Raw genomic sequence first — 12,320 nt, 5'->3', positions numbered from 1 at the left:
ACCCATGACCACCGCCGATCTCGCTCGATCCATCCTTCCAGATGAAAAAGCGATCGCCGCGGCTACTGAGTCAAGCCGCCAGATTGCCGCTTTCGTCTCAACGAAGTTGGATACTCAACGTATTGAGCTGGTTGATGAAGCCCAGCAACGGCAGACCGTTGAACTGCCAACGTTCGCGCTCAGATTGCTCGGCGACATACTCAACGAGCTGGCCTTGGGCAACACCGTAAAGGTGGTGCCCATCCATGCGGAACTGACCACTCAGGAGGGTGCCGATATGCTCAACGTCTCGCGTCCTCACTTGGTCAAGCTGCTGGATGAGGGGCTTATTCCACACACCAAAACCGGCAGCCACCGCCGCGTGAAATTCACCGACCTAATGGCCTACAAGGCTGATCGTGACAAGGCAAGCCAAGCCGCCATGGATGAACTGGCTGCACAAGCCCAAGAACTCAATATGGGCTATTAATGAGGCACTCACCTTTTTAGCGCGCATCCCTTAAAAATCCGGTTTACTCGCCCCGCGAGCTGCTGGACATACTCCTCAAGCAGCAGCTCCCAGAGATCGTCAAGCACCTCTCGAGCTACGAGCTGCTGATCTAATCATCTCGGCCGGGCGCATCTGGCCGAGGCCCTGCAGTATCGTCCTGGCGTTGGCTGAGGGGAAACCTGGATGCCCACCCCGCAAAAACAATGCTGCCCAGCGCCCGCAGCGCCTGACTGAACTTCCCCAGCCGCTTCGCTTTCCATCTACAAAGCGAACGATTTCAGGTGCTCGATGCTCCCACACAGCCAGCAAGGCCGCGGTCCCGTTACCTTCGTGTTGATGCATTTCCTGGGCGGCTCGCACCGAACATGGTCCTCAACCCTCCCTTACCTGGACCGAGCGCATGCTTGCGTTGCCCTGAACACACCCGGGTACGGCGATGCCAATGCCGTCACCGGCTATACCGTCGACGAAATGGCCGACCAGGTCGATGCGAGCATCCGGGAGCTTGGGCTCAAGCACTGCATCCTTGTTGGCCACTCGATGACCGGAAAAGTCGCGGTCGTGCTGGCCGCTCGCCGCCCGGACTACCTTCAGGGCCTGATCCTGGTCGCCCCATCACCCCCTGGCCCCCAGCCGATGAGCGATGAAGACCGCGACCAGCAACGGGCCTACACCGCCAGCCGGGAGCAAGCCGAAGCCTTCGTCGACGACTCGAGCTACCACAGGCTGCCCGATGCCCTGCGCGAAGTCGCCATCGCCGACGCCCAGGCCGTCAACCTCAACGCCTGGCGGGCCTGGGTCGACCACGGCAGCCGCGAAGACTGGAGCGATCGCATCGGCCTGCTGCCCTATCCGGCCCTGCTGATCTGCGGCGCCGATGACCAGCAGGTGCCCGACGCCCAAGAGCAGCAACGGACGACCTTGTCGCACTTCCCTAACAGCACTGTGCTTACCCTGCCTGGTGCGGGGCACCTGATGCCTTACCAGACCCCTCAGGCATTGGCCGAGCCGATGCTTGATTTCGCAAGACCTATCGCTGCTGAACTTTCCCTGGGAGATCGTTGATGGATTTAGGTTTGAAAAACCGTGTGGCCCTGATCAGCGGCGCAGCTGGCGGCATTGGCCTGGCCACCGCTCGCCTACTGGCCGAGGAAGGTGTGAAGCTGGTGTTGACGGATATCGACCAAGGTAAGCTCGAAGATGCCGTCAAGGCGTTGGGTGGCGCGCCCTTGCTCATAGCGGCGGACATGACCCGCCAGGACGAGGTGAACAACTTGGTCCGGCAAGCCGAAGAGCGTTTTGGCCAGGTGGACATCGTGGTGCATACCACGGGGGTAACGGGCGCCAAGGGTGACCCGCTGGAAATGAAGGACGAGGACTACCAGGAAGCCTGGGATACCGACTTCTTCACCGCCGTGCGGGTGGCGCGGGCCACCCTTCCGGCGATGCGCAAGCGAGGCTGGGGACGGTTGGTGTGCATCACCTCCGAGAACGCCGTGCAGCCTTACTGGGAAGAGGCTGTGTACAACGTCGCCAAGGCCGCACTGGCTGCGTTCATCAAGAACCTGTCCTACAAAGAGGCGGCGCATGGGGTGCTGTGCAACACAGTGTCGCCGGCCTTCATCGAAACCAACATGACCGATGGCATGATGAAGCAGCGCGCCGAAGAGAAAGGCGTGAGTTTCGAGGAGGCCATCGAAAGCTTCCTGGAAGAGGAACGGCCCGGCATTGTGCAGAAACGCCGAGGCAAGCCTGAAGAAGTCGCGGCCGCGATCGCGCTGCTTGTTTCAGAGCGGGCTTCGTTCATCAATGGCAGCAACCTGCGGGTCGATGGCGGCTCGGTGCAAAGCGTCCAGAACTGAACCTGCCCGGGCGCTCGGGCCGGGGCGGGCCCGAGCGCGCTCCGCGCCCCAAGCGCCAGATCCACCATCCAGCCGCCAGGAACGTTAAACTGCGCAGGCCGCCCTTGGCGGGTTCTGTGGAGACGCATTCTTGGAAGACCTCAACTCACTCTACTACTTCACCCAAGTGGTCGAGCACGGTGGCTTCGCCCCGGCGGGTCGGGCGCTGAACATGCCCAAGTCGAAACTCAGTCGACGCATTGCCGACCTCGAAGAGCGTCTGGGCGTGCGCTTGCTGCAGCGCACCAGCCGCCACTTCGCACTGACCGAGATCGGCCAGGCCTATTACAACCGTTGTCTTGCCATGCGCGTCGAAGCCGAGGGTGCTGCCGAGATCATCGAGCGCAACCGCAGCGAGCCCCGAGGGCTGGTGCGTATCAGTTGCCCGACCACCCTGCTCAACGCCTGGGTCGGGCCGATGTTGACGCGTTACATGCTCAAGTACCCGCAGGTGGAGCTGTTCATCGAAAGCACCAACCGGCGCGTCGATCTCTTGCATGAAGGCTTCGACATCGCCCTGCGTGTTCGTTTTCCGCCGCTGGAAAACACGGACATGGTGATGAAGGTACTGAGCGACAGCACCCAGTGTCTGGTGGGCCATCCTCGCTACCTGGCGCAGTTGCCAGACGGTTTCGATCCTCAGTTGCTGGGCACGCTGCCCAGCCTGCATTGGGGCAGCGCCCAGCGGGAGTACCACTGGGAGCTGTCCGAGGGCGGTGACAACAACCAGAGCATCGTCATACCGCACACGCCGCGCATGGTCACCGACGACCTGTTTGCCCTGCGCCACTTCGTGGTTGCGGGTATCGGCATTGCGCACCTGCCACGCGTGGCTGTGCGTGACGACCTGGCAGCGGGCCGCCTGGTGGAGTTACTGCCAGGCTGGTACCCACGCAGTGGCATCGTGCATGCGATCTTCCCCTCACGACGCGGCTTGCTGCCCTCGGTGCGTGCATTGATCGATCACCTGGCGGACGAATTTGCGCTTTGCGACATGGCTTGAGGTTCGAACCGGTAAGGTTCATGGCGGGCGCCCGACATTGTCCCCCCGCTTGAGTTACAAGGCAGTGAGCGGCTGCGGGTAACCGGGTGCTTTGGCCCACAACCTGTCTATCGGAATGTCGCCATGGGACGCTTAGCCGTTCAAAACCTTGCGCGTTGCATCTGTAATGCTTGGGCTGCTGCACAGCCCTCAGCATCTGGGCCTAGAACGCAAAGCACGAGCAACCCAGCGCGCCCCAGAACCCCTGGAAGTCATTGACCGGCACGCTGGAATGCCGGGCCTTTTCATGGCTGTGGGCATGGACACCGCACGGGCCCGAGCACTGGTGTGCCATGCCGACCAGCGAGGGGGTGCCCACGCGCCAGTGGCCAGGCACCTTGGCGACCGGTGACCACTCAGGCAACACCGGCACCTGGGGTGGCCCTAACGTGTCGAACTCGGCGGCGCCGTACACGATCTTGCCGTCCACCACGGTGAGCACCGACTCGATACCCTTGATTGCCTCTTCCTCCACCGAGAAGAAATCCAGCGACAGCGCCGCCAGGTCGGCGAGCTGACCGACCTTGATCTGCCCCTTCTTGCCCTGCTCACTGGAGAACCAGGCACTGCCCTGGGTGAACAGCTGCAAAGCCGTGTCCCGGCTCAGTCCTTCGGGATACAGCGCCATGCCGCCAACGGTCTTGCCGCTGACCAGCCAGTACAGCGAAGTCCACGGGTTGTAGCTGGACACGCGGGTCGCATCGGTACCCGCCCCTACTGGCACACCCATCTCCAGCATGCGCTTGATCGGCGGCGTCTGCTGCGCCGCTTGGGCGCCATAGCGGTCGACGAAATACTCGCCCTGGAAGGCCATGCGGTCCTGAATGGCAATGCCGCCACCCAAGGCGCGTACCCGCTCGATGTTGCGGGGGGTGATAGTTTCGGCATGGTCGAAGAACCACGGCAAGCCATTGAACGGTACGTCGCGGTTGACCTTCTCGAACACATCGAGCATGCGCGTGATCGACTCGTCATAGGTCGCATGCAGGCGGAACGGCCAGCGTTGCTCGACTAGGTGCCGCACCACCGGCTCCAGTTCCTGCTCCATGGTCTGCGGCAGGTCCGGGCGCGGTTCCAGGAAGTCTTCGAAGTCGGCAGCCGAGAACACCAGCATTTCGCCTGCACCGTTGTGACGCAGGAAATCGGTGCCGCTGTGCAACTTGACGCTGGCCGTCCATTTGCGGAAATCGTCCAGCTCCTCCTTGGGCTTCTGGGTGAACAGGTTGTAGGCGATGCGCACCGTCAGCTGACCGTTGTCGGCCAGCTCCTGGATCACCGAATAATCGTCTGGGAAGTTCTGGTAGCCGCCACCGGCATCGATGGCACTGGTCAGCCCCAAGCGATTCAGTTCGCGCATGAACTGGCGTGTGGAGTTGACCTGGTATTCGAGAGGCAGCTTGGGGCCTTTTGCCAGCGTGGCGTAGAGAATCATGGCATTCGGCCGCGCGATCAGCATGCCCGTTGGGTTGCCGAACTTGTCACGCTGGATTTCCCCCCCAGGTGGATTGGGCGTGGTCTTGTCATAGCCCACAGCCTTGAGCGCTGCACGATTGAGTAATGCCCGGTCATACAGGTGCAGCAGGAACACCGGGGTGTCAGGCGCAGCCTGGTTGATTTCCTCAAGGGTGGGCATGCGTTTTTCGGCGAACTGGAACTCGTTCCAGCCACCCACCACCCTGACCCATTGCGGGGTCGGCGTACGTGCGGCTTGGTCCTTGAGCATGCGCAGGGCATCGGCCACCGACGGAACCCCTTCCCAGCGCAGCTCCAGGTTGTAGTTGAGGCCCCCGCGGATCAGGTGCAGGTGCGAGTCGTTGAGCCCGGGAATGACGGTACGCTGGCGCAGGTCAACAAGCTGGGTGGCCGTTGCTTTGTGGGCCATGGCCTCGGCATCGCTGCCCACGGCGATGAAGCGACCGTCCTTGATGGCTACGGCGGTGGCGTTGGGGTTCTCGCGGTCGACGGTGTGCAGCTTGCCGTTGAACAGAATCAGATCGGCGTCCATGGGGCCTCCTTGGAATGGGCAGCAAATTCATACATCAGGCGCAGCGGCGTCATCGCGACGCCGCCTGCTCGTCTGGCTCAACGCTTGAGAAACGCCAGCAGGTCTTCGTTCAGTCGTTGCGCATGGGTCACAGCAAACCCATGCGGCGCACCGGCATACACTTTCAGCTCGGCGCCGGCGATCAGCTGCGCAGCGCGCTTGCCGGTGGTCTCGAACGGCACGACCTGGTCGGCGTCGCCGTGAATCACCAAGGTCGGCACATCGACCTGGGTGAGGTCCTGACGGAAATCGGTTTGCGAAAATGCCGTCACGCAGTCCAACGTCGCCTTGAGCGAGGCCAGCAGCGCTATGTTCAAGGTCTGCGTCTGTACGCCCGGGGACACCTGCTGGCCCTGGTTAACCCCGTAAAACGGGGCAGCGAAGTCGGCGATGAACTGAGCGCGGTCGGCCCGCAACCCGGCCTCGATCCCTTCGAATACCGACAGGTCCACCCCGTCCGGATTATCTGGGCGCTTGCCGAACACAGGCGTCACGGCTCCCAGCAGCACCAGACCGGCCACCCGCCCGGTTCCGTGGCGACCGATATAGCGGCTGACATCACCGCCTCCCATCGAAAAGCCCACCAGGGTGACCTCATGCAGGTCCAGGTGCTCGATCAGTTGCGCGATGTCATCGGCAAAGGTGTCATAGTCGTAGCCGGTCCACGGCTGGCTCGACCGGCCGAAGCCACGGCGGTCGAAAGCGATGGCCCGGTAGCCGCGGCTGGCCAGGTACTCCATCTGCGTGTCCCACATGTCGGCATCCAGCGGCCAGCCATGGCTGAACAGCACCGGCTTGCCAGTACCCCAGTCCTTGAAATAGATCGAGGTGCCATCACGCGTTTGGAACGTGCTCATATCGGTATCTCCTAGCGGTACGTGGAAAAGGGCTTGTTCAGCCGCGCAGCCATTGGGCGCAACGGCGGGTGACCCAGGGCATGATGTAGAACACCACAGGCAGGATGACGAACAGGTTACCGAGCAGGGTGCCTCTGACCGGCCCAGCCAGCTGTGGAAAACGTTCGAAGAGCGGGACCAGCAGGTGCGGGACCACCAACGTCATCGGGCAGATCACCAGGTACGTCAGCACCGCCTGTTTCCAACGCGGTGGTGGTACGGCGCCGGTGCCGGGTGGGGTGAACCAGAATTCCGGGTCCTCATGGACCTGAGGGCTGTCGCCACCGTCGAGCAGCGGCAGCACGTCCCGGATCATCGCCTGGCGTTCTGCTGAATTGACCCACGCCTGCAACAGGTCGGCGTTGGCGAACCGGACCACGGTGGTGAAGTGTAGACCGCCCTGGTCGGGTCGAATGACGTTGACGTCTAGGTGCCCCGCCTGGCGGCGGGCGGTGCCCACCGCGTGCTTGAGCCACACTTCGTAGTCGTTCAGTGACGCGGCGCGGACCTTGTGCTGGATTACCAGGGTAACCACATTGCGGTTGTCTTGGGCGGCGGTGTTCATCTGCATTCCTTGGGCTGAGCCTGCCCGCATCCGCTGGGCAACAGGGGACGGGCTGAACGTTATCGAGGTGTGCGGCCCTGCGGGCACCGGCCGGGGTGCCCGCGGCGGTGGGGTTACTTGCTGGCGTTGAAGGCGTTGTAGCTGGTCATCAGGTTGCGGTAGTCAGGGATATGGTTGGAGCACAGCGCGGCCAAGCCCTCGACGTCGTTGCGCCAGTCGCGGTGCAGTTCGCAGGCTACGCCGAACCAGGTCATCAGTTGCGCGCCAGCACGGCTCATGCGGTCGTGGGCGGCATCGCGGGTCATGGCATTGAAAGTGCCGGACGCGTCGGTCACCACGAACACCTCGAACTCCTCTTCCAGGGCGGCCAGGGCCGGGAAGGCTACGCACACTTCGGTGACCACACCTGCGATGATCAGTTGCTTCTTGCCAGTGGCCTTGACCGCCTTGACGAAGTCTTCGTTGTCCCAGGCGTTGATCTGGCCAGGACGTGCGATGTAAGGCGCGTCCGGGAACAGGGCCTTGAGCTCCGGCACCAATGGGCCGTTAGGGCCTTGCTCGAAGCTGGTGGTGAGGATGGTTGGCAGGTTGAAGAACTTGGCCAGGTCCGCCAGGGCCAGCACATTGTTCTTGAAGGTGTCGGGCTCGATATCGCGCACCAGCGACAGCAGCCCAGCCTGGTGATCGACCAGCAGAACGGCAGCGTCGTCTTTGTTCAGGCGGTTGTATTTGAATTGAGTCATGGCGGTTACTCCAGTAGTCGTGATTTGCAGTAAGTAGGGTGTTTCGCGTTGATGGGAGAAGATTAAAACCATCTAGTTTTCGGCGGTAGATAGTGTTTTTTGGCTTTAGCGTTCTATTTTGTGAACGATGGTTCAGCGCTATCAACTGCAGTCCCGTACCCATTGCCTCCTGCATGAACCTGCTCTATTACTACCCGCAGTCCTTCCCTGCCCCGAGATCATCATGCTGGCGTTCATCCAGTCGTCCCCACTGCTGCTCGGTACTACCCTGTTGCTGCTCGACCTGATCGTCTGGCACCTGATCCCGGTACAGCGCCATGCCTGGCGAATAGCCACGCGGCTGACCCTGTTCCTGCTTTTCAGCCTGGTGCTGGTGGCTGCGGGTATGAGCCCGCTGCAGCCCGCGCCTTGGGTCGACGACGTTGCCCGCAACTTGCTGGCCACCGTGCTTGCCATTGCCTGGTGGCTGTTTGGCGCGCGCACCGTCACGGTGGTTTTCGGCCTGTTGTTGGTGGCGCGCGGCAGCCACGGCGGCCGCTTGCTGCAGGATGTGCTCGGCGCATTGATCTTCATCGTCGCCGTGGTGGCGGCGGCCGGCTATGTACTGCAATTGCCCGTCAAGGGGCTGCTGGCCACATCGGGGGTGATGGCCATCGTCATCGGCCTGGCCTTGCAGAGCACCCTGGCGGACGTGTTCAGCGGTATCGTGCTCAACACCACGCGGCCCTATCAGATCGGTGACGCCATTTCCATCGATGGCACGGAGGGCAAGGTGCTGGACATCGACTGGCGCGCTACCCGGCTGCTCACCAACAGCGGCAGCCTGGCGGTCATCCCGAACTCCGTGGCTGCCAAGGCCCGCTTACTCAACCATAGCCGTCCGGCTGATGTGCATGGGGTATCGATCAGCGTGGTCGTGCCTGCCAGCGTGCGCCCTGGCAAGGTGTTCGATGCGCTGGAAAAGGCGCTGCGCGGTACCCGTGCGATTCTCCCCGCACCCGCCCCCAAAGTAGCCGTGAAAACCTCGACGCTCGATTCGGTGGAATACGAAGCCAGCGGTTTCATCGCCGACATGAGTGGCAAGAACGCTACGCGCAACCAGTTGTTCGACCTGGCCCACCGGCACCTGGAAGCGAACGGGGTTCTCTGGAACCAGGACCTGACGATGCCGCCGCGCAGTCGTCAACGGGAGGTGCTGGACGAGGTACGGGTGTTACGCGCCCTGAGTGATGAAGAGCGTGACACACTGAGCCAGCACATGACCGCCGTCGAGTACCTGGCTGATACGACGATTCTGGAGGTGGGCAAGCAGTCCGAGCACGTGCTGATCATAGGGCGAGGCGTCGTATCGGCGGCGGTGCTGGAGGATGGCAAGCGCCTGGAGGCCGGACGCATGGGCCCAGGTGAAGTACTGGGCATCGACGGGCTCGTTGATGAAGACGACTCGCTGGTGGAGTTCAGAACCTTGACCAGTTGCCTGCTGTACCGCATCGACAAGCAACGGGTCAAAGCGTATCTGCATCAGCATGACGATGTGCAGACCGCCTTGAGCAAACTGCAACGCGTCCGGCGTCAGGGTCGCGAATCGCTACTCTTGCACAAGCCTGTTTCCATCAGGAAAGGCGGTTTCCTGAGCTGGCTGCACAAATGACGCGTCACCTGCCGGTGTGGGGCGTTGCCTCACAGCACCACGCGCAGGCACTGGCCGGCGTGATACAGCGAGAATCCGGACTCATAGAACGCCGTGCGCAGTGAAGTCGCGCTCACGCCTTTCATGGTCGAGAACGGTATCGGCAGGCTGGCGGCTTCCCCTTTTGACAGAAATTCGGCGAACGCCCGGCCAATGACGGTGCCGGTGGTATTGCCACGCCCGTTGTAGCCGGTGACCGCCACCAACCCAAGGGCGGGTTCGAACAAACGCATCAGGTGGTCGGGCGTAAAGTCGATGCAGCCGGTCCAGTGCATGTCCCATTCGACCTTGCCAAGCGCGGGGTAGTAGTGACGCTGGATACGGTCGGCCCAACTGCGCACGAACCACGCGGGCTTGTTGTCGACCCGGCCCAGGCTGCCGAGCAGCAAACGGCCCTGGTCATCGCGGCGAATACTGCTGAGCACGGTGCGGGTATCCCAGGAGCCTTGGCCGTGAGGGAGTACCTTGTCGGCCTGCGCGCCCTGCAATGGCTTGGAGGCGACCTGGTAGTAGTAGCCCTTGAAGAACTGCTTTTGCAGGTTGCTCCAGTCCCCTTCGGTGTAGGCGCCCGTGGAGATCACCACCTTCTCGGCGCGAACCGAACCGCGTGCGGCCTGCACACGCCAGCCGTCACCCTCGCGCGTCAGGCCCTGAACTGCGGACTGCTGGAACAGCTTGCCACCCAGGCGCACCACGGCAGCTGCCAGGCCCTGGGTGTAGCCCATCGGGTTGATGGTGCCGGCACGGCGGTCGAGCAAGGCGGCGGCGATCTTGTCGGTACCGCAATATTCCTGGCACTGTGCGCCGGTCAGCAGTTCGACATCGGCACCGCGCCGTCGCCACTGCTCGTGGCGGGCCTGCAGATCGGCAATGCCGGTGGCGTTATGTGCCATGTGCAGGGTGCCCTGGTGCCGCGCCTGACAGTCGATGCCCAGGCGTTCGATCATGGCGAACACATCGGCCGGGGCCTGACCCAGCACCGTATTCAACCGGCTGCCTTGCTTCTGGCCCAGGGTGGCTTCAACGTCGTCTGGGCGAATCCACGTACCGGCATTGACCAGCCCGACGTTGCGGCCAGAGCCGCCGTGGCCCACTTTCCAGGCCTCCAGCACGATCACCGACTTACCCTGCTCGAGCAGGTGAATGGCCGCTGACAACCCGGTAATGCCGCCGCCGATCACGCAGACATCGGCGTGGTGTTCCCCCGCCAGGGCCTGGACGGTCACGCTTGGCACGGTGACGCATTCCCACAAGCATTCTTGACGCAGTTCGGACATGGCCCGGCTCCCGCAATTTATTCTTGTTCGAGACCGCCGTGCGGCCTTTCGCAGCCAAGCCCGCGTCCCCAGGCATCGAGGCATACGCACCGATCCTGATGGAGGCGGGCTTGGTCGCCCACCAAGGGGCGTGCCCCTGGTTCTACACAATCACGCTGGTCAGTCGAACACGATGCCCTGCGCCAGTGGCAACTCACGGGAGTAGTTCACGGTATTGGTCTGACGGCGCATGTAGCCTTTCCAGGCATCGGAACCGGACTCACGACCACCACCAGTCTCCTTCTCACCCCCGAATGCCCCGCCGATTTCGGCACCGCTGGTGCCAATGTTGACGTTGGCGATACCGCAATCACTGCCAGCCGCGCTCTGGAAACGCTCAGCCTCGCGCAGGTCGGTGGTAAAGATGCAGGACGATAAGCCCTGCGGCACTTCGTTGTTCAGGCGCAAGGCTTCGTCAAAGTCATCGTAGGCCAGCACATAGAGAATCGGCGCGAACGTTTCATGGCGCACCACCTCGCTTTGCCCAGGCATTTCGGCAATGGCAGGCGATACGTAATAGGCATTGGGATACTGGTCGGCCAACTGTCGCTCTCCCCCGAACACTTGGCCGCCTTCGTCGCGAGCCTTGGCCAGGGCGCCTTGCATGGCATCGAACGAGGCCTTGTCGATCAGGGGCCCAACCAGGTTGTCCTTGCGCGGGTCGCCAATGCGTACCTTGCCGTAGGCGGCCTTGACCCGAGCCACCACTTCATCCTTGATCGAACGGTGCACGATGAGGCGGCGCAGCGTGGTGCAGCGCTGCCCAGCCGTGCCGACTGCCGAGAAGAGAATGCCCCGCACGGCCAGGTCCAGGTCGGCGCTAGGTGCCAGGATCATTGCATTGTTGCCGCCAAGTTCCAGGATGCTGCGGCCGAAACGTGCCGCTACACGCGGCCCGACTTCACGGCCCATGCGCGTGCTGCCGGTGGCACTCACCAGGGCCACGCGGGGGTCATCGACCAGGGCTTCGCCTGCTTCACGGCCGCCGATGACCAACTGCGCAAGACCTGCCGGCGCATCGCCGAAGGCTTTCAACGCCTTGTCGAACAACGCCTGGCACGCCAGGGCGGTCAATGGCGTTTTCTCGGAGGGCTTCCATACCACCGAGTTACCGGCCACAAGGGCCAGGGCGGTGTTCCAAGACCAGACCGCCACCGGGAAGTTGAACGCGCTGATCACACCGACCACACCCAGCGGGTGCCAGCTTTCGCGCATGTGGTGGCCAGGGCGCTCGGAAGCGATGGTCAGGCCGTACAACTGGCGTGACAGCCCCACTGCAAAGTCGCAGATGTCGATCATTTCCTGCACCTCGCCCAGGCCTTCCTGGGTGATCTTGCCTGCTTCGATCGAGACCAGTTCACCCAGGTCTGCCTTGTGCTCGCGCAACACTTCGCCGAACAGGCGCACCAGTTCGCCGCGGCGTGGGGCGGGCACGCTGCGCCACGCCTCGAATGCCTGCTGGGCCTGCTCGATACGCGCGGTGGTCTCGGCTTGACCGAGCAGCGTCACCGAAGCGATCTGGCTGCCGTCGATTGGCGTGTGTACAGCGTAATCGCCTTGGGTGTAAGCCTGGGCAGCAACGCCCAGGCGCTCGAGCAATCCAGCAACCATTGGTGTTCTCCTACATGGGTAG

Annotated in this window: 11 protein-coding genes; 5 read left to right on the top strand and 6 right to left on the bottom strand. The window is 62.7% G+C overall.

From position 1 onward, the window contains the following. Positions 1-4: 4 nt before the first annotated feature. The 4 genes from FS767_RS01290 to FS767_RS01275 all read left to right on the top strand — a co-directional run bounded on the left by FS767_RS01290 (position 5) and on the right by FS767_RS01275 (position 3,394). On the top strand, positions 5-469 hold the full coding sequence (locus FS767_RS01290) for a helix-turn-helix domain-containing protein (protein ID WP_144963934.1): 465 nt from the start codon (positions 5-7) through the stop codon (positions 467-469). 309 nt (positions 470-778) lie between these two features. Continuing rightward, positions 779-1,555: an alpha/beta fold hydrolase gene (locus FS767_RS01285; protein WP_144963933.1), complete on the top strand. Its 777-nt coding sequence runs from the start codon at positions 779-781 to the stop codon at positions 1,553-1,555. Beyond that, on the top strand, positions 1,555-2,352 hold the full coding sequence (locus tag FS767_RS01280) for an SDR family NAD(P)-dependent oxidoreductase (protein WP_144963932.1): 798 nt from the start codon (positions 1,555-1,557) through the stop codon (positions 2,350-2,352). The genes FS767_RS01285 and FS767_RS01280 overlap by 1 nt, the downstream gene beginning before the upstream one ends. Before the next feature lie 130 nt (positions 2,353-2,482). After that, the gene (locus FS767_RS01275) at positions 2,483-3,394 is read left to right on the top strand and encodes a LysR substrate-binding domain-containing protein (protein WP_144963931.1); all 912 of its coding nucleotides are present in this window, start codon (positions 2,483-2,485) and stop codon (positions 3,392-3,394) included. 202 nt (positions 3,395-3,596) lie between these two features. Here FS767_RS01275 and FS767_RS01270 read toward each other — a convergent pair whose 3' ends face one another. From FS767_RS01270 to ycaC, 4 genes are all read right to left on the bottom strand, one after another. Beyond that, complete coding sequence (locus FS767_RS01270; RefSeq protein ID WP_144963930.1) at positions 3,597-5,438, bottom strand: amidohydrolase; 1,842 nt, start codon at positions 5,436-5,438, stop codon at positions 3,597-3,599. A 77-nt stretch (positions 5,439-5,515) separates the two neighbouring features. Then, positions 5,516-6,334: an alpha/beta fold hydrolase gene (locus tag FS767_RS01265; RefSeq protein WP_144963929.1), complete on the bottom strand. Its 819-nt coding sequence runs from the start codon at positions 6,332-6,334 to the stop codon at positions 5,516-5,518. Positions 6,335-6,371: 37 nt separating this feature from the next. Next, a complete protein-coding gene (locus FS767_RS01260) occupies positions 6,372-6,938 on the bottom strand; it encodes an antibiotic biosynthesis monooxygenase (protein ID WP_144963928.1) in 567 nt (188 codons plus the stop codon). 113 nt (positions 6,939-7,051) lie between these two features. Continuing rightward, on the bottom strand, positions 7,052-7,681 hold the full coding sequence (gene ycaC / locus FS767_RS01255; RefSeq protein WP_027913395.1) for an isochorismate family cysteine hydrolase YcaC: 630 nt from the start codon (positions 7,679-7,681) through the stop codon (positions 7,052-7,054). 223 nt (positions 7,682-7,904) lie between these two features. Between ycaC and FS767_RS01250 the strand changes: the two genes are divergently transcribed. Next, positions 7,905-9,332, top strand: coding sequence for a mechanosensitive ion channel family protein (locus tag FS767_RS01250; RefSeq protein WP_144963927.1), 1,428 nt, complete (start codon positions 7,905-7,907; stop codon positions 9,330-9,332). A 29-nt stretch (positions 9,333-9,361) separates the two neighbouring features. Here the strand turns inward: FS767_RS01250 and FS767_RS01245 are convergent, their stop codons facing one another. Both FS767_RS01245 and FS767_RS01240 read right to left on the bottom strand, forming a co-directional pair. Next, entirely contained in the window at positions 9,362-10,648 is a 1,287-nt protein-coding gene (locus FS767_RS01245; protein ID WP_144963926.1) for an FAD-binding oxidoreductase, read from the bottom strand. 159 nt (positions 10,649-10,807) lie between these two features. Further along, positions 10,808-12,298, bottom strand: coding sequence for an aldehyde dehydrogenase family protein (locus FS767_RS01240; RefSeq protein ID WP_027913392.1), 1,491 nt, complete (start codon positions 12,296-12,298; stop codon positions 10,808-10,810). Positions 12,299-12,320: the final 22 nt, after the last annotated feature.

Origin of the sequence: Pseudomonas sp. DE0010 (assembly GCF_007680745.1) — a bacterium.
GTDB lineage: Bacteria > Pseudomonadota > Gammaproteobacteria > Pseudomonadales > Pseudomonadaceae > Aquipseudomonas > Aquipseudomonas parafulva_B.
Note: the sequence above shows the minus strand (reverse complement) of the source record. Positions and strands in the feature narration are given on the sequence as shown.